Source organism: Streptomyces sp. NPDC048270, from assembly GCF_040652335.1.
Classification (GTDB): domain Bacteria; phylum Actinomycetota; class Actinomycetes; order Streptomycetales; family Streptomycetaceae; genus Streptomyces.
Map to the genome: position 1 here is coordinate 20,319 of NZ_JBEZLV010000008.1, position 17,313 is coordinate 37,631.

Sequence of the window (17,313 nt, forward strand, 5' to 3'; positions counted from 1 at the left end):
GTGATCCCTCTTCGGACCCTTTCTCGGGCAGCGTCGGTAGGCGTGTGCTGGCATGGGCATGGCGTCCTGTGCCTTCGAAGGCGGCCTCGGGGAATGCGGTCCTGAGGGGAAATGCGGAAGCCCGTCCGCCTGGGTGACGAACGGGCGTTCCACCATGCCTACAGATCTTGTACGGGAGTTGGCAAGGCAGGTCTCCGGCCGGGGGACCTATTCGGCCACCGCACGCGCGGTCCCCGCGCGCCGGAGTGGCCGCAAGTCTCCCCTGCCGCCCTGCCGTCCTACCGCTTGCGGCGCTCCTCGGGCCCCGTGAGGCCGGCGCGGCGCAGTGCGTCGGCCATCGCGCTGTTGGCGGGCGCCGGAGCGGAAGCGCCGCCGCCGTGCCGCTGGCCCTGCCCGCGCTGGCCGCCGCCCTGGCCGCGCTGGCCCTGACCGCGCTGGCCCTGGCCCTGACTCCGCTGGCTCTGACCCTGACCCTGACCGCCCTGGCCCTGACCGCGCTGGCCCTGACCGCGCTGGCCCTGGCCCTGGCCGTCCTGACCCTGATCGCGCCGGCCCTCGCCGCCCCCGCCGCGCTGCTGCGGCGGACGGCCGCCGCCCCGGCGCTCCTGGCCCGGGGCGCCCGCGCCGCGCTCCGCGCCCGCCTCGTCCTCCAGCCGCAGGGTCAGCGAGATGCGCTTGCGCGGGATGTCCACGTCCATGACCTTCACGCGGACGATGTCGCCCGGCTTGACCACGTCCCGGGGGTCCTTGACGAAGGTCTTCGACAGCGCCGAGACGTGCGCCAGCCCGTCCTGGTGGACGCCGATGTCGATGAAGGCGCCGAAGGCGGCCACGTTGGTGACCACTCCCTCCAGGATCATCCCGGGGGCCAGGTCGCCGATCTTCTCCACGCCCTCCTTGAAGGTGGCGGTCTTGAAGGCCGGGCGCGGGTCGCGGCCGGGCTTCTCCAGCTCGCGCAGGATGTCGGTCACGGTGGGCAGGCCGAAGGCCTCGGTGACGAAGGACTCCGGGCGCAGGGAGCGCAGGACGCCCGTGTTGCCGATCAGCGCCGCCACCTCGCCGCCGGCCGTCTTGCCCATCGCCCGGACCACCGGGTACGCCTCGGGGTGCACCGCGGAGGCGTCCAGCGGGTCCGCGCCGCCGCGGATCCGCAGGAAGCCCGCACACTGCTCGTACGCCTTGGGCCCCAGCCGCGCCACGTCCTTGAGGCCCTTGCGGCTGTGGAAGGGGCCGTTGGCGTCGCGGTGGGCGACGATGTTCTCGGCGAGTCCGCCGCTGATGCCCGACACGCGCGAGAGCAGCGGCGCGGAGGCGGTGTTGACGTCCACACCCACGCCGTTCACACAGTCCTCGACCACCGCGTCGAGCGAGCGGGACAGCTTCACCTCGGACAGGTCGTGCTGGTACTGGCCCACGCCGATCGACTTGGGGTCGATCTTGACCAGCTCGGCGAGCGGGTCCTGGAGGCGGCGGGCGATGGAGACCGCGCCGCGCAACGACACGTCCATGCCGGGGAGTTCCTGGGAGGCGAAGGCCGAGGCGGAGTACACGGAGGCGCCCGCCTCCGAGACCATCACCTTGGTGAGCTCGAGCTCGGGGTGGCGGGTGATCAGCTCCCCGGCGAGCTTGTCGGTCTCGCGGGAGGCCGTGCCGTTGCCGATGGCGACCAGCTCGACCGCGTGCTCCTTCGCGAGGCGGGCGAGCTTGGCGAGGGACTCGTCCCACCGGTTGGCGGGCACGTGCGGGTGGATGACGTCGGTGGCCACGACCTTGCCGGTGGCGTCCACGACGGCGACCTTCACACCGGTGCGGAAGCCCGGGTCCAGGCCGAGCGTCGCCCGCGTGCCCGCCGGGGCGGCGAGCAGCAGGTCGCGCAGGTTCGCGGCGAAGACCCGTACGGCCTCGTCCTCGGCGGCGGCGCGCAGCCGCGTCCGCAGGTCGATGCCGAGGTGCACCTGGATCTTCGTGCGCCAGGCCCAGCGGACCGTGTCGGCCAGCCACTTGTCGCCGGGGCGGTCGCGGTCCGCGATGCCGAAGCGGCGGGCGACCATGCCCTCGTACGTGGACGGGCCGGGGGTCTCGGCCGGCGGCTCCGGCTCCAGCGTGAGGTCGAGGACCTCCTCCTTCTCGCCGCGCAGCATCGCGAGGACGCGGTGCGAGGGGAGGGCGGTGAAGGGCTCGGCGAACTCGAAGTAGTCGGCGAACTTGGCGCCCGCCTCCTCCTTGCCCTCGCGGACCTTCGCGGCGAGCCGGCCCCGGCCCCACATGCGCTCGCGCAGTTCGCCGATCAGGTCGGCGTCCTCGGCGAACCGCTCGGTGAGGATGGCGCGGGCGCCCTCCAGGGCCGCGGCCGGGTCGGCGACACCCTTGTCGGCGTCGACGAACGCGGCGGCCGCGGCGGCCGGTTCCACGGAGGGGTCGGCGAGCAGCCCCTCGGCGAGCGGCTCGAGGCCGGCCTCGCGGGCGATCTGCGCCTTGGTGCGCCGCTTGGGCTTGAAGGGCAGGTAGATGTCCTCGAGCCGGGCCTTGGTGTCGGCCGCGTTGATCCGCGCCTCCAGCTCCGCGTCGAGCTTGCCCTGCTCCCGTACGGAGTCCAGGATCGCGGCGCGCCGGTCCTCCAGCTCGCGCAGATAGCGCAGCCGCTCCTCGAGGGTGCGCAGCTGCGCGTCGTCGAGCATCTCGGTCGCTTCCTTGCGGTAGCGAGCGATGAACGGCACGGTGGAGCCGCCGTCGAGCAGCTCGACGGCGGCCTTGACCTGCCGCTCCCGTACGCCGAGCTCCTCGGCGATCCTGCCTTCGATGGACGTCGTCACGATCGGGTCCCGCCTGCCTTCGTTTGCACTGGAAGGCTGCCAATTGTGGCAGGTGGCCGTGACAAGGCGCGGTAAGGGCGGCCCGGGGTCCCTCAGGCCTTGCCGCGCAGGTCCGCCGGGAAGGCTCCGGCGGTCATCGCCTTCAGCACGAATCCGCCGCCGAGTTCCGCGAGGCGGGCCAGGCCCTGCGCGCCCAGGTGCTCGTACGGGGCGGCGTCGAGGCGGTCGGTGTCGGTCTCGAGGCTCTCGCGGACGGCCTTGCCCTCCTCGGTGAGCTCGCCCGCCGCGTCGAGGACGCCGCGCGCGCGGAGCCGGTCGGCCGCGGCGTCCAGGTCGGACTGCTCCCAGCCGCGGCTGGCCTTGAGCCACTTCGGGGCCATGCCCTTGCCGGTGGCGGTGTGGCTGACCAGGGCCTCGAGCGGGTCCAGGCCGGCGATGAGCAGGGCGGCGAGGTGGCCGTCGCCGCGGTGTTCGCGCAGCAGGGTGGTCGCGTGCCACAGGCGCAGGTGGGGCGCCTCGGGTACGGGGAGGTCGGCGTGGGCGGAGTAGAGGGGGCGGGCGTGCCGGGTGCAGGCCTCGGCGGCGCGCATGGCCAGGTCGGCGGCCTCCGCGAGCTCGGGCGACTCGACGGTCTCGTCGCCGAGGAGCCGGCGCAGGGTGGCGTCGGCGGCGCGCAGCCGGGCGGCGAGGACCTCCTCGGGCGCGGCGGTGTCCCAGACGGCGGGGAGGTGCCGGGCGACGAAGTCGTGGCGGTAGTTGTAGAACGTCGCGGTCACCGTGCCGGCCCCGACGACGCCCAGGGCTGCGGACCGGGCAGCGAGGTTGACGGCGACGGGGTGGGTGATCCCGAGGCCCGCGAACTCCTTGGGGGTGTCCGGGGAGAAGTAGACGGTGGAGTGCAGCGGGTTGATCGCGGAGTGCCAACAGTGCCGGGCGGCGAGCGGAGGAAGGGTCATGGAGGGCAGGTTACCGACTGCTCAGTATGTCGGGAAGGCCAGGCCCGCCGGCCGCCGCCCGCACCCCGCGGGGCCCGCCCCTTTCCGGACTTTCCTCGGCTGTGACGGCCGAATGGCGATCGTGTGACAGCAGGGGCCATGGACATGACGTGGGGCACCAAGGGTGAATACGGTCGAGCGACAAGCGCTTGAACCGATCTGTCTCCTCTCCCACTTGGAGCCCTTCGTGCACCGCAAAGTCATCGCCCCGAGCGTGCTCGCCGCCTCCCTGCTGCTGGTGATCCCGGCCTCGGCGGCGAGTTCCGGTCCGGGCGCCCCGGGTATCGGCGATCCCTACTACCCGGCCAGCGGCAACGGCGGATACGACGTGTCCCACTACGACCTGCGCCTGCAGTACCAGCCGAAGACCGACCTCCTGGAGGGCACCGCCACCCTCCTCGCCACCGCCAAGCAGGACCTGTCCCGGTTCAACCTGGACTTCGGCCTCCAGGTCAGCGAGGTCCGGGTCAACGGGGCCAAGGCGAAGTTCGCCGCCTCCGGCAGCCACGAGCTGGAGGTCACCCCGGCGAAGCCGCTGGCGCGCAACACCCCGCTGACCGTCGTCGTCAAGTACGCCGGGAAGCCCTCCGAGCTCAAGGTGGACGGCTGGACGGCCTGGCAGCGCACGCCCGACGGCGGGGTGGCGGCGCAGGAGCCCGACTCGGCGGTCTGGTGGTTCCCGAGCAACGACCACCCGCTCGACAAGGCCACCTTCGACGTCTCGGTCAACGTCCCGGACGGCACCCAGGCGATCAGCAACGGCGTGCTCCAGTCGCAGACCTCGCGGCTGGGCTGGACCCGGTACAACTGGCGCTCCAACAAGCCGCAGGCCACCTACCTGGCCACCCTCGCGGTCGGCAAGTTCGACATCACCACCGACAAGACGGCGAGCGGCCTGCCCGTCCTCAACGCCTACAGCAAGGACCTCGGCGACAACGCGGGTGCGGCGCGGGCGAGCGTGGAGCGGACCGCGGAGGTCGCCGACTGGCTGGAGGGGGTCTTCGGCCCGTACCCCTTCAACGCGCTGGGCGGATACGTCCCGAACGTGACGGCCGGCTTCGCGCTGGAGACCCAGACCCGCCCGTTCTACGGCCCGCGCCAGTTCCAGAACGGCGCGAACGTCTCGGTGGTCGTGCACGAGCTGGCCCACCAGTGGTACGGCGACAGCGTGTCGGTCGAGGGCTGGAAGGACATCTGGATCAACGAGGGCTTCGCCCGCTACAGCCAGTGGCTGTGGTCGGAGAAGGAGGGCGAGGGCACCGCACAGGAGCTGGCCGACTGGGCCTACTCCGTCCGCCCGGCGGAGGACCCGTTCTGGCAGGTCAAGCCGGGTGACCCGGGTCCGGAGAACCAGTTCCACGGAGCCGTCTACGACCGTGGCGCCATCGCCCTGCAGGCGCTGCGCAACGAGATCGGCGACGAGAAGTTCTTCGAGATCCTGAAGGGCTGGCCGGCCGAGCGGGCCTACGGCAACGCCAAGGTCGGCGACTTCGTCCGCTACGCGGAGAAGGTCTCGCGCAAGCCGCTGGCCCAGTTGTTCGAGACCTGGCTGTACACGCCGGGCAAGCCGGAGGCCTCCGCCCTGAACCCGGCGTCCGCCGGAGCCGCGGCCCGGTCCTTTTCGGCCGCCCCGGCGCAGAAGTCCGAGCCGAAGTCCTGGAAGAAGATCGCGCAGACCAACACGATCCACCAGCACGACGAGCACGCCGGACACGCCGGCCACTGAGGGTCCGTCAGCGGGCGGCGGCGTGCCATCGGGCGCGCGCCGCCCGCGCGACGGGCAGGTACCGCAGCCGCTCCGGCAGCACCGGTACGAGGAGCCGCAGGGCCGTGCTGAACCGCCGGAGCCTGCGCTCCTGGGCCGGGCTCCACTCCAGCCCGACGGCCGCGCGCGCCTCGGGCGGCATGTAGCCGGCGGTGACGAAGGCGCGCAGGCGCAGGAAGAGCGCCCGCAGCGCGGGCCAGGTGAGCCGCAGCAGCAGCCGGACCACGGGCCCGCCGGCCTCGGGGCAGGGCAGGCGCACGTCGGTGGCGACCAGCTCGCGGGCGACCGCCGTGGGCTCGATCTCCTCGGCGAGCATCCGGGCCCAGTAGACCCAGTACTCCTCGATGGTCTGGGGCATGTCCCGGTCGTGGAGGCCGAGGATCCGGCCGACCTGGAGCCACTCCCGGTAGAGCTGCCGCTCCTGGGCGGGGGTGAAGCCGCGCAGCAGGTAGCGCCCGGCGTAGAGGTAGACGGGGAACCCGGTCGCGTGCACCCAGGCGTAGCAGGCCGGGTCGAGGGAGTGGTAGCGCCGGCCCCGGGTGTCGATGCCCTGGATCTCCTTGTGCAGGCGGCGCACCCGGCGGCCCTCTTCGGCGGCGCCCTCCCCGCCGTACACCCACAGCTGGACCGAGCGCAGCGAGCGCTCGCCGCGGCCCCAGGGGTCGGTGCGGAAGACGGAGTACTGGTCGACTCCGGCCGCGATGGCGGGGTGGGCCACCTGGAGGGTGAAGGCGGCGGGCAGCATGAGCAGGGCCCGGACGTCGCCGGCGATGGTCCACAGCACGCCGCCGGGCGGGGGCGGCTCGGGGTCGCTCCTGCGTACGGCACCCGCGGCCGGGTGTTGCGTCGTGGTCATGCGCGTGCCCCCAGGTGTCGAACTCGCCGTACGTCCAGTATGACCTGCGGTTCGGGCCTCCGGCCGGGCCGGGGAAAGCGGGCGGGGTTTCGGCGTCCGGGGGGTGCTGGCGGCGGAGTGGCCGGCTCCGTTCCCGGCGGCCTCCCCACGTTGTCGTGGCCTGGACAGAAAGTCGCTGCACGGGTGTTACCCAGAGGTAACCGTGGCTGCTTGGATGGCGGAGCCGATCCGGTCTTCCCCCGCAGGACGATGGAGTCCCCCATGCCGCAGACCTCCCCCCGCCGCCACCGGGCCGCCGCCGCTGCCGTCGCCGCGGTCGCCGCGGGCGCCCTGGCCGCCACCACCGCGCCGGCCGCCACGGCCGCGGAGTCCGCCGCCGCCCCGCGGCTCAGCGTGCTCTCGTACAACGTGTTCCTGATGAGCAAGAGCCTGTATCCGAACTGGGGCCAGGACCACCGGGCGGCGGAGATCCCCAGGACCTCCTTCTACCAGGGCCACGACGTGGTCGTGCTCCAGGAGGCCTTCGACAACGCGGCCTCGGACGCCCTGAAGGCCAACTCGGCGGCCCAGTACCCGCACCAGACCCCCGTCGTCGGCCGCAGCAAGTCCGGCTGGGACGCCACGGGCGGGGCGTACTCCTCCACCACCCCGGAGGACGGCGGGGTCACGATCCTCAGCAAGTGGCCCATCGTCCGCAAGGAGCAGGTCGTCTACAAGGACGCCTGCGGCGCCGACTGGTGGTCCAACAAGGGCTTCGCCTACGCCGTGCTGAACGTGAACGGCGCCAGGGTGCACGTGGTCGGCACGCACGCGCAGTCCACCGACCCGGGCTGCGGCGCCGGCGAGGCGGCGGAGATGCGCGCCCGCCAGTTCCGCACCATCGACTCCTTCCTGGACGGCAAGAACATCCCGGCGAACGAACAGGTCATCGTGGCGGGCGACCTGAACGTCGACTCCCGGACCCCGGAACTCGCCTCGATGCTGGCCAACGCCGACCTGGCGGACTCGGACACCCGCACGGGCCACCCGTACTCCTTCGACACCGCGCTGAACTCGATAGCGAACTACCGCTACCCGAGCGACCCGCGCGAGGACCTGGACTACGTCCTGTACCGCAAGGGCAACGCCCGTCCGGCGGGCTGGGAGAACAACGTGGTGAAGGAGCAGTCGGCGCCCTGGACGGTCTCCAGCTGGGGCACCTCGTACACCTACACCAACCTCAGCGACCACTACCCGGTCATCGGGCGCTAGCACCCGCAGGCCGTGCGGCCCGGCCCGTCCGGACCGCACGGCCCCGCCCACCGCGGGCCGGGGAGCCCGCCCGTCACGCCTTCGAGCGCTCCCCTTCCGACCAGGGCCGTCCGGTTACGGAGCCTGGTACAGGGCGTCGATCAGGGAGCCGTACTTCTCCCGGACCACCCGCCGGCGGAGCTTCAGGGAGGGGGTCAGCTCCCCCGATTCGGGTCCCCACTCCTCGGTGAGCACCCGGTACCGCTTGATCTGCTCGGTCCGGTTGAGCCGCGCGTTGGCCGCCTCCACCGCGCGGGCGATCTCCGCCCTGACGTCGGGGTCCTCGGCGAGCGCCTCGAGGGAGGCGGCCCCGATGCCCCGGGCCGCCGCCCAGGCCGGGGCCAGCTCCGGGTCCAGGACCAGCAGGGCGACCAGGTAGGACCGGCCGTCGCCGTGGACCAGGGCCTGCCCGATCAGCGGATGCTCCTTGACGGTGTTCTCCACCAGGGCCGGGGAGACGTTCTTGCCGTTGGAGGTGATGATCAGCTCCTTCTTGCGGTCGGTCAGCCAGAGGAACCCGTCCTCGTCGAGCCGGCCGATGTCCCCGGTCGGGAACCAGCCCTCCTCGTCGGCCGCGCTCTCCACCGTGCCGTCGGGCCGCAGGTAGCCGCCGAACACGGTCGCGCCGCGGGTCAGGATCTCCCCGTCCTCGGCGAGCCGCAGCTCCAGTCCCTCGATGGCGCGGCCCACCGAGCCCAGCCGGAAGCCGTCGGGGCTGTTGACCGTGCACACCCCGGAGGTCTCGGTGAGGCCCCAGGCGTCCATGATGGTGATCCCCCAGCCCGCCCAGAAGCGGACCACGTCGATCGGCATCGGGGCGGTGGCACTGGCCGTCCACACGAGCCGGTCCAGGCCGGCCAGGCCCAGCAGCGGGTCCAGCACCCGCTCCTTCGCCGCGGCGTACGAGGCTTCGAGCGCGGCCGGCACCTCCTCCCCCCGCTCCCGGTGGCCGGCCCGCGCACGGGCCAGGTCGTTCGCGGCCTCGATGGCCCCGCGCTGCTCCTCGGGCAGCGTCCCGAGGACCGCCTTGACCCCGGCGGCGAGCTTCTCCCACACCCGGGGCACGCCGAAGAACTGCACCGGGCGCAGTTCGCGGACCGCCCCGGCCACCGCGGCCGGGTCGGCGCACAGCCGTACGTGGGCGGCGCGCAGCAGCGGCAGGTAGATGCCGAGGACCCGCTCCGCGATGTGCGCGAACGGCAGGTAGCAGATGTGCTCGGCGTGCTCGGGCAGGTCCACGTTCCGGTCGAGGCGGACCGACTGGAGCATGATGTTGCGGTGGGTGAGCCGGACGCCCTTGGGGTCGCCGGTGGTGCCGGAGGTGTAGACGACGGTCAGCGGGTCCTCGGGGCCGGTCTCCTGCCAGGTCTTCTCGAAAGCCTCGGCCCGGTGCAGCCGGGCCCCGCTCGCGTACAGGGAGCCGTAGCTGCGGTGCGGGCCGGCCTGCGAGGCCTCGGCGACCACCAGCCGTTCCAGGGGCACGCCGGCGTCAGCCAGCAGCGGCTCCCACCGGACGAGTTCGCGGGCGCCCTCGATCACGGCGACCCTGGCCCGGCTGTGGCGGGCGATGTGGGCGATCTGCTCGGGCGCGGAGGTCCCGTACACGGTGACGGGGACGGCGCCGAGGTGGACGAGGGCGAGGTCGCTGAGCCAGTGCTCGGGGCGGTTGCCCATCATCATGAGGACGTGCTCGCCGCGCTCGACTCCGAGGGCGGCGTAGCCGGAGGCGAGGACGGCGACCTGACGGCGCACCTCGCTCCAGGTGAGGGTCGTCCACGGGGCCGCCTGGGGGCCGGCGCGCCACGAGAGGGCGGGCAGGTCGCCGTGCTCGGCGGCGTTGCGGGCCAGCAGGGCGGGGAGCGTGAGCTCCTCGGGTCGTCCGGGCAGTCGCAGGTTCGTGGTCATGGGCAGCTCCTGGCCGTTTCACATCGTTGGTGCGACAGCAATACTGTTGAACCCAAGCTGTGGAGCAGAGAGCGAGGCGCAGACGATGGCCGACCGGGCACCCGAGCCGATGCTCACCGTGGACGAGCTGGCGGCCCGGGCGGGCGTCACCGTCCGCACCGTACGGTTCTACAGCACGCGCGGGATTTTGCCCCCTCCCGTGATCGGCCCTCGTCGTGTGGGCCACTACGGACCGGAGCACCTGTCGCGGCTGGCGCTGATCGAGGAGTTGCAGCACCAGGGCATGACGCTGTCCGCCATCGAGCGCTATCTGGACGCCCTGCCCGACGACCTGAGCGCGCACGATCTGGCGATCCACCGGGCCCTGGTGGCGAGTTGGGCACCGGACGCGGCCCAGGAGGTCTCGCGGGCGGAGCTGGAGAAGCGGGCCGGGCGGGGCCTGTCGGACACCGATGTCCGGCGGCTGGCGGCGATGAACGTGCTCGCCCCCTCGGGCGACGGCTTCCGGGTGGACCTGGGGCTGCTGCGGCTGGGGGTGGCACTGCTCGACGTGCCGATCGCGCACGAGACGATCCTGGCGGCGCGCACGGTGCTGATGGAGCACACCCGGTCGGCGGCGCACGAGCTGACGGCGCTGTTCCGGGACGAGGTGTGGGGTCCGTTCACCGAGGGCGAGAGCGACCCGGAGCGGGTGGAGTCGATGAAGGCGCTGTCGGCGCACATGCAGCCGATGGTGGTGCAGGCGCTGGTGACGGCCTTCCAGCGGTCCCTCCGGGAGGAACTGCGGGCGGCCTTCGTCTCGGGCGAGGAGTCCTGACCGAGCGGCGGCGGCCCCCTCTGGGTACGCTGGATGGGAATCTCCGCGCCGGGCCGGTCCGCCCCCGAGCAGTTCACGAACGCCTTCGTGAGGGAGATCGATTCCCATGGACCTCAACACCATCACCGAAGTCGTGCGGCGACCGCCCGGCCGGCCGGGGGCGGACTGGCGCGAAGGTGACGCCTGGCTCGCCGGCGGCACCTGGCTGTACTCCACCGAACAGCCCGCCGTGCGGCGCCTGGTCGACCTGACCGCCCTGTCCTGGGAGCCCCTCGTCCCCAGCGACGCCGGCCTCGAGATCGGCGCCACGTGCACCATCCGCGAGCTGTACGCCTACGCACCGCCCGCCGACTGGCCCGCGGCCGGCCTCGTCCCGGTGGCCTGCGAGGCGTTCCTCTCCTCCTTCAAGGTGTGGAACGCGGCCACCGTCGGCGGGAACATCTGCATGTCCCTGCCCGCCGGGCCGATGATCACGCTCACGGTGGCGCTGGAGGCGCGCTACGAACTCTGGGCACCCGACGGGTCGGTGCGCACCGTCGACGCCCTGGACTTCGTGACCGGCGACCACCGCAACGTCCTCGCGCCCGGGGAGGTCCTGCGCCGCGTGGACGTCCCGGCGCACGCCCTGCGCAAACGCGCCGCGCACCGCCGGTTCACGCTGACCCGCCTGGGCCGCTCGACCGTGTTCCTCATCGGCACGCACACCCCCGGCACCGGCAACCTGCTGCTCACCGTCACCGCCGGCACCACCCGGCCGGTGCGGTTCGCCTTCGACTCCATGCCCGACGCCCACACCTTGCGGCAGAGCATCGACGCCGTTCCCGCCGACGTCTGGTTCGCCGACCCCAACGGGACCCCCGACCACCGTCGCCACCTGACACGGCACTTCGCCGAAGAGATCCGCGGCGAACTCATCGCTGGGGGCCCGGCATGACCTACCTGGTGAACGGACGGCGCTTCGACGAGGAGCCGGAGCCCGGCCAGTGCCTGCGCACCTTCCTGCGCGCCCTGGGCCACTTCGGCGTCAAGAAGGGCTGCGACGCGGGCGACTGCGGTGCGTGCACGGTGTGGCTGGACGGCACGCCGGTCCACAGCTGCATCACCCCCGCCTTCCGTGCGGACGGCCGCGCGGTGACCACGATCGAGGGCCTCGGCGCGCCCGGCGACCTGCATCCGGCGCAGCGGCGGTTCCGCGACGCCCCGGGGTTCCAGTGCGGCTTCTGCACCGCAGGGATGATCATGACCTCGGCGGCGTTGACCGAGGAGCAGAAGGCGGACCTGCCGCGGGCGCTCAAGGGCAACCTCTGCCGCTGCACCGGCTACCGGTCGATCGAGGACGCCGTGCGGGGCGTCGCCTCCGTGCAGGACGCGCGGCCCGGCAGGGCCGTCGGGACGAGCGTCGGCGCGCCGGCGGCCGAGGACGTGGTGACCGGCCGGGCCGAGTTCACCATGGACACCCGCATGGAGGGCATGCTGCACCTCAAAGTGCTGCACTCGCCCCACGCGCACGCCCGGATCGTCTCGGTCGACAAGTCCGCCGCGCTCGCGGTCCCCGGCGTGCACCGCGTCTACACCTGGGAGGACGTGCCGCGCCGGCGGTTCACCACGGCGATCCACACCGACCACCTGGTGGATCCGGACGACACGTACATCCTCGACGACACGGTCCGCTTCGCCGGCCAGCGCGTCGCCGCCGTCCTCGCCGACACGGCCGGGGCGGCCGAGGAGGGCTGCCGGAAGGTGGCCGTGGAGTACGAGGTGCTGCCCGCGGTCTTCGACCCCGAGGAGGCCATGGCCGAGGGCGCCCCCCAACTGCACGGCTCTGAGGACCCGTTCGTCCGCGACAGCGTCCACAACCTGCTCCTGGAGATCCACTCGCACATCGGCGACGTCGACGCGAGGTTCGCCGCGGCCGACGTGGTCCACGAGGCGACCTACGTCTCGCCGCGCGTGCAGCACGCCCACCTGGAGACCCACGGCTCGATCGCCTGGATGGAGGACGGCCGGCTGAACGTCCGCACGAGCTCGCAGTCCCCGTCGATCGCGAAGGTCAAACTGGCCTACCTGTTCGCGCTGCGCCCCGACCAGCTGCGCGTGTTCTGCAAGCGCGTCGGCGGCGGTTTCGGCGGCAAGCAGGAGGTCATCTCGGAGGATCTGGCGGCGCTCGCCGCCCTGGACACCGGGCGGCCCGTCTGCTTCGAGTACACGCGCGAGGAGGAGTTCACCACCGCCTCGCCCCGGCACCCGATGAAGCTGACGGTCAAGCTCGGCGCGAAGGCGGACGGCACGCTCACGGCCTTCCAGGTGCGCAACGTGTCCAACACGGGCGCCTACGGCAACCACGGCGGCGAGACGCTGTACGCGGGCGGCGCCGCCGTCATGGTCTACCGCTGCCCCAACAAGAAGTACGACGCCTTCTCCGTCTACACCAACACCGTGCCCAGCGGCGCCCTGCGCGGCTACGGGATGACCCAGCCGGCCTTCGCCGTGGAGTGCGCGATGGACGAGCTGGCGCTCGCCCTGCACATGGATCCGCTCGAACTGCGCCGCCGCAACATCGTGCGCCCCGGCGATCCGCTCGTCGCGATGCACGACGGGCCGGACGACGTGGCGTTCAACGAGGACGGGCTCGCCAAGTGCATCGACCTCGTGGCCGGCGCCCTGGCCCGGACGGCCGACCAGCACTCCCCCGGCCCCGGGTGGCTCGTCGGGACCGGCGTCGCGAGCTCCCTGCACGAGACCGCGCCGCCGACCGAGCACATCTCCGAGGCCTGGCTCACCCTGGGCGACGACCTCGTGTACGAACTGGCCGTCGGGACCGTCGAGTTCGGGGAGGGCACCTCGACCGCGCACGTCCAGATCGCCGCCAACCAGCTGGGGACGACGCCGTCGCGCATCCGCCTGGTGCAGTCCGACACCGACCGCACGGGGTTCGATACGGGAGCCTTCGCCAGCGCCGGGCTCTTCGTCGCGGGCAACGCGGTGCTCCGGGCCGCGGGCGCGGTGCGCGACCGCATCCTGGAGTTCGCGGCCGCGCACACGGGCGTCCACCCCGTGATGTGCTCGATGGACGACGAGCACGTCGTCTGCGGGGACGAACGGGTCCCGCTGGCCGAGCTGGTCGCCCTGGCCCGGGCCCGCGGCATCCGGTTCACCGCCGCCCGCAAGGCCTACGGCTCGCCCCGCAGCGTCACCTCCAACACCCAGGGCTTCCGCATCGCGGTCCACCGGGTCACGGGCGAGATCCGCGTCCTGTACAGCGTGCACGCCGCCGACGCCGGTGTGGTCATCAACCCCGAGCAGGTCCGCGGCCAGGTGGAGGGCGGTGTCGCCCAGGGCATCGGATTCGCGCTGACCGAGAACTACCAGGTCGGCGCGGACGGGGTGATGGCCAATCCGAACCTGCGCAACTACCGGATCCCCGCCTACGCGGACGTGCCCCGCACCGACCTCCTCCTGGTGGGCTCCGCGGACTCCGTCGGGCCGATGCGGGCGAAGGGGATGGCGGAGTGCTGCATCAACCCGGTGGCCCCGGCCCTCGCGAACGCGCTCCGCGATGCCACGGGCGTGCGCTACCGCGAGCTTCCCCTCACCCCGGAAAGGATCTACAGCCGGCTGGGTGAGAGCCAGTCGGCGTCGACGGGCGGAAGACGATGACCACCGACCGGCAGACGCAGGCCGCGGCGACGGTCATCATCGGCCGCAAGGTCCGGCGCGGCATGGAGGCGGAGTACGAGAAGTGGCAGGAGGGCGTCAACGCCGCCGCCGCCCGGTACCCGGGCCATCTCGGCGCCGAGGTGACCGCGCCGACGGAGCGCCAGCCCGACTGGGTCGTCGTCTACCGGTTCGACTCGGTGGCCCACCTCCAGGCGTGGATCAACGGCGCGACCCGGCAGCGGCTGCTCGACGTCGGCGAGCAGTACTTCGACGGCCCCGCGACCCAGCAGGTGATCAGCGGCGGCTCCCAGCCCGCGGACCCGCTGGTGACCGTGGTGGTCACCCACCGCGTGCACCCCGGCCAGATCGACGACTTCCTCGCGTGGCAGGCCCGGATGAGCCGCGAGGAGGGCCGGTTCGCGGGGTTCCGCGGCACCGAGATCTTCCGCCCCATCGAAGGCCTCCAGGACGAATGGACCACCCTGTACCGCTACGACAACGCCGAGCACCTCGACGCCTGGCTGACCTCGGACGAGCGGCGGGAGCTCCTCGCCGAGGGGGAGCGGTTCAACGACTTCAAACTGCGCACGATCGACAACTCCTTCGGCAGCTGGTTCGCCTTCGAGGAGAACGGCAAGGAGGTGCCGCCGCCCTCGGAGACCAAGACCTCCATCGCGGTCTGGGTCGGCCTCTATCCGACCGTCGTGCTGCTGACGCTCGCGCTGCACCCGCTGGGCATGCCGCTCTGGCTCGGGCTGCTCGTGGGAAACCTGTTCTCGAGCTTCATCATGAGCTTCCTGACCATGCCCCACTACGTGAACCCGCTGCTCAAGCGCTGGCTGTGGCCCGCGCCGGACGAGTCGCCGGTGCGCGGCAACCTCGTCGGCCTCGGGATCGTCGCCGCGGCGCTCGGGTTCTGGGTCGTCGTCTTCTACCTCGTGACGCAGCAGTTCTGGACCCTGCCCTGACCCGGCGCCGGGGCGCGGGACGGCCGGCCGGGAGCGTCCCGGCCGGCCTTCCCCGTCGCCGCGCTAGTCGGCGTACGTCTCGCCGCGCTCGGCCTTCGCCACGAGGGACGCCGGCGGGGTGAACCGCTCGCCGTAGCTGGTGGCGAGTTCGCGCGCGCGGGCCACGAAGCCGGGCAGGCCGCCCTCGTAGCCGTTGATGTACTGGATCACGCCGCCGGTCCAGGCCGGGAAGCCGATGCCCATGATGGAGCCGATGTTGGCGTCGGCGATGGAGGTGAGCACGCCCTCGTCGAGGCAGCGGACCGTGTCCAGGGCCTCGGAGAAGAGCATCCGCTCCTTCATGTCCTCGAAGGGGATCTCGTACCCCGGCTTGGTGAAGTGCTCGCGCAGGCCAGGCCAGATGCCGGCGCGCTTGCCCGCCTCGTCGTAGGCGTAGAACCCGGCCCCGCCGCTGCGTCCGGGGCGGTCGAACTCGTCGACCATCCGGTCGATGACCCCGTCGGCGGGGTGCTCGGCCCACGCGCGGCCCTCGGCCTCGAAGGCCTTGCGGGTCTCGTTGCGGATCTTGCGCGGGAGGGTGAGGGTGAGCTCGTCCATCAGCGAGAGCACCTTGGCCGGGTAGCCGGCCTGGGCGGCGGCCTGCTCGATCGAGGCGGGCTCGATGCCCTCGCCGACCATGGCCACGCCCTCGTTGATGAACTGGCCGATGACGCGCGAGGTGAAGAACCCGCGGGAGTCGTTGACCACGATCGGGGTCTTGTTGATCTGGCGGACCAGGTCGAAGGCGCGGGCGATGGCCTCCTCGCCGGTGCGTCCGCCCTTGATGATCTCGACCAGCGGCATCTTGTCGACGGGCGAGAAGAAGTGCAGCCCGATGAAGTCGGCGGGGCGCGAAACGCCCTCCGCGAGACCCGAGATGGGCAGGGTGGAGGTGTTGGAGCAGAGCAGCGCGTCCGGTGCGACGACGTCCTGGACCTCCTGGAACACCTTGTGCTTGAGGGCGGTGTCCTCGAAGACGGCCTCGATGACGGCGTCGCAGCCCGCCAGGTCGGCCGGGTCGGCGGTGGGGGTGATCCGGGCGAGCAGCTCGGCGCGCTGCGCCTCGGTCGTCCGGCCGCGGGAGAGGGCCTTGTCGAGCAGCTTCTCGGAGTACGCCTTGCCCTTGGCGGCGGCTTCGGCGCTGACGTCCTTGAGCACCACCTCGATGCCCGCGCGGGCGCAGGAGTAGGCGATGCCCGCGCCCATCATGCCGGCGCCGAGGACGGCGACCCTGCGGACCGTGCGGGGGGTGACGCCCTGCGGTCGGCTGCGGCCCGCGTTGACGGCCTGGAGGTCGAAGAAGAACGCCTGGATCATGTTCTTGGCGGTCTGGCCGGTGACCAGCTCGGTGAAGTAGCGGGCCTCGATGGTCAGCGCGGTGTCGAAGTCCACCTGGGTGCCCTCGACGGCGCAGGCCAGGATGTTGCGCGGGGCCGGGTACGGGGCGCCGTTCAGCTGCTTCTTCAGGTTGGCCGGGAAGGCCGGGAGGTTGGCGGCGAACCGCGGGTTGGACGGGGTGCCGCCCGGGATCCGGTAGCCGGGCACGTCCCACGGCTGCTTCGACTCGGGGTTCGCGTCGATGAAGGCCCGGGCCTTGGCGATCATCTCCTCGGGGGTGGCGGCCAGTTCGTGGACCAGGCCGTTCTCCAGGGCGCGCCGCGGGTTGTACTGGGTCCCCTGGAGCAGCACCTTGAGCAGCGCGTCGGCGATGCCCATCAGGCGCACGGTGCGGGTGACGCCGCCGCCGGCCGGCAGGAGGCCGAGGGTGACCTCGGGCAGGCCGATCTTGGAGCCGGGGGCGTCGAGGGCCACACGGTGGTGGGAGGCCAGGCAGATCTCGTAACCGCCGCCCAGGGCGGCGCCGTTGATGGCGGCGACCACGGGCTTGCCGAGGGTCTCGATACGGCGCAGCGAGCGCTTGATCTCGGTGCCGGTGTCGAAGGCCAGCCGCGCGTCCTCGGGGCGCAGCCGGATCATGTCCTTGAGGTCTCCGCCCGCGAAGAAGGTCTTCTTGGCGGAGGTGAAGATGATGCCCCGGATGGAGTCCTTCTCGGCCTCGGCGCGGTCGGCGACGGCCGCGATGGAGTCCTTGAAGGCCTGGTTCATGGTGTTGGCGGACTGGTCGGGGTCGTCGAGGACCAGGGTGACGACGCCGGTCTCGTCCTGTTCCCAGCGGATCGTGGTGGACTCGCTCATGTTCGCTACTTC

The 17,313-nt window shown here is 72.4% G+C and carries 11 protein-coding genes; 6 read left to right on the forward strand and 5 right to left on the reverse strand.

Going from position 1 to position 17,313, the window contains the following annotated elements; all coding sequences use genetic code 11:
• Nucleotides 1-278 precede the first annotated feature (278 nt).
• Nucleotides 279-2,813, reverse strand: coding sequence for a Tex family protein (locus AB0D66_RS09880; protein WP_362299396.1), 2,535 nt, complete (start codon nt 2,811-2,813; stop codon nt 279-281).
• A 92-nt stretch (nt 2,814-2,905) separates the two neighbouring features.
• Nucleotides 2,906-3,769 carry a hypothetical protein gene (locus AB0D66_RS09885; RefSeq protein ID WP_362299399.1) on the reverse strand — a complete coding sequence of 288 codons (864 nt, stop codon included), beginning with the start codon at nt 3,767-3,769 and terminating at the stop codon, nt 2,906-2,908.
• Nucleotides 3,770-3,995: 226 nt separating this feature from the next.
• Here AB0D66_RS09885 and AB0D66_RS09890 point away from each other — a divergent pair, with 226 nt between their 5' ends.
• Complete coding sequence (locus AB0D66_RS09890) at nt 3,996-5,534, forward strand: M1 family metallopeptidase (RefSeq protein ID WP_362299402.1); 1,539 nt, start codon at nt 3,996-3,998, stop codon at nt 5,532-5,534.
• 7 nt (nt 5,535-5,541) lie between these two features.
• Here AB0D66_RS09890 and AB0D66_RS09895 read toward each other — a convergent pair whose 3' ends face one another.
• Nucleotides 5,542-6,429, reverse strand: coding sequence for an oxygenase MpaB family protein (locus tag AB0D66_RS09895; protein ID WP_362299405.1), 888 nt, complete (start codon nt 6,427-6,429; stop codon nt 5,542-5,544).
• Between the two features lie 261 nt (nt 6,430-6,690).
• Between AB0D66_RS09895 and sph the strand changes: the two genes are divergently transcribed.
• Nucleotides 6,691-7,680 (forward strand): sphingomyelin phosphodiesterase, encoded by a 990-nt coding sequence (sph, locus tag AB0D66_RS09900; protein WP_362299409.1) that lies wholly within the window; start codon nt 6,691-6,693, stop codon nt 7,678-7,680.
• 114 nt (nt 7,681-7,794) lie between these two features.
• On the opposite strand, the gene AB0D66_RS09905 is transcribed toward sph, so the two are convergent.
• Entirely contained in the window at nt 7,795-9,624 is a 1,830-nt protein-coding gene (locus AB0D66_RS09905; RefSeq protein ID WP_362299412.1) for a long-chain fatty acid--CoA ligase, read from the reverse strand.
• An 85-nt stretch (nt 9,625-9,709) separates the two neighbouring features.
• On the opposite strand from AB0D66_RS09905, the gene AB0D66_RS09910 reads away from it, so the two are divergent.
• The 4 genes from AB0D66_RS09910 (at nt 9,710) to AB0D66_RS09925 (ending at nt 15,066) form a co-directional block, all read left to right on the forward strand.
• Nucleotides 9,710-10,441: a MerR family transcriptional regulator gene (locus tag AB0D66_RS09910; protein ID WP_362299415.1), complete on the forward strand. Its 732-nt coding sequence runs from the start codon at nt 9,710-9,712 to the stop codon at nt 10,439-10,441.
• Between the two features lie 106 nt (nt 10,442-10,547).
• Entirely contained in the window at nt 10,548-11,375 is an 828-nt protein-coding gene (locus tag AB0D66_RS09915) for an FAD binding domain-containing protein (RefSeq protein WP_362299418.1), read from the forward strand.
• The gene (locus AB0D66_RS09920; RefSeq protein WP_362299420.1) at nt 11,372-14,098 is read left to right on the forward strand and encodes a molybdopterin cofactor-binding domain-containing protein; all 2,727 of its coding nucleotides are present in this window, start codon (nt 11,372-11,374) and stop codon (nt 14,096-14,098) included. The genes AB0D66_RS09915 and AB0D66_RS09920 overlap by 4 nt, the downstream gene beginning before the upstream one ends.
• Entirely contained in the window at nt 14,095-15,066 is a 972-nt protein-coding gene (locus AB0D66_RS09925; RefSeq protein ID WP_362299423.1) for an antibiotic biosynthesis monooxygenase, read from the forward strand. The genes AB0D66_RS09920 and AB0D66_RS09925 overlap by 4 nt, the downstream gene beginning before the upstream one ends.
• A gap of 63 nt (nt 15,067-15,129) precedes the next feature.
• Here the strand turns inward: AB0D66_RS09925 and AB0D66_RS09930 are convergent, their stop codons facing one another.
• Nucleotides 15,130-17,301 carry a 3-hydroxyacyl-CoA dehydrogenase NAD-binding domain-containing protein gene (locus tag AB0D66_RS09930; protein ID WP_362299426.1) on the reverse strand — a complete coding sequence of 724 codons (2,172 nt, stop codon included), beginning with the start codon at nt 17,299-17,301 and terminating at the stop codon, nt 15,130-15,132.
• Nucleotides 17,302-17,313: the final 12 nt, after the last annotated feature.

Coding starts and splice junctions, on each gene's coding strand:
- AB0D66_RS09885 (WP_362299399.1), bottom strand. CDS start 3,769: ATGACCCTTCCTCCGCTCGCCGCCCGGCACTGTTGGCACTCCGCGATC.
- AB0D66_RS09910 (WP_362299415.1), top strand. CDS start 9,710: ATGGCCGACCGGGCACCCGAGCCGATGCTCACCGTGGACGAGCTGGCG.
- AB0D66_RS09920 (WP_362299420.1), top strand. CDS start 11,372: ATGACCTACCTGGTGAACGGACGGCGCTTCGACGAGGAGCCGGAGCCC.
- AB0D66_RS09930 (WP_362299426.1), bottom strand. CDS start 17,301: ATGAGCGAGTCCACCACGATCCGCTGGGAACAGGACGAGACCGGCGTC.
- AB0D66_RS09895 (WP_362299405.1), bottom strand. CDS start 6,429: ATGACCACGACGCAACACCCGGCCGCGGGTGCCGTACGCAGGAGCGAC.
- AB0D66_RS09915 (WP_362299418.1), top strand. CDS start 10,548: ATGGACCTCAACACCATCACCGAAGTCGTGCGGCGACCGCCCGGCCGG.
- AB0D66_RS09905 (WP_362299412.1), bottom strand. CDS start 9,624: ATGACCACGAACCTGCGACTGCCCGGACGACCCGAGGAGCTCACGCTC.
- sph (WP_362299409.1), top strand. CDS start 6,691: ATGCCGCAGACCTCCCCCCGCCGCCACCGGGCCGCCGCCGCTGCCGTC.
- AB0D66_RS09925 (WP_362299423.1), top strand. CDS start 14,095: ATGACCACCGACCGGCAGACGCAGGCCGCGGCGACGGTCATCATCGGC.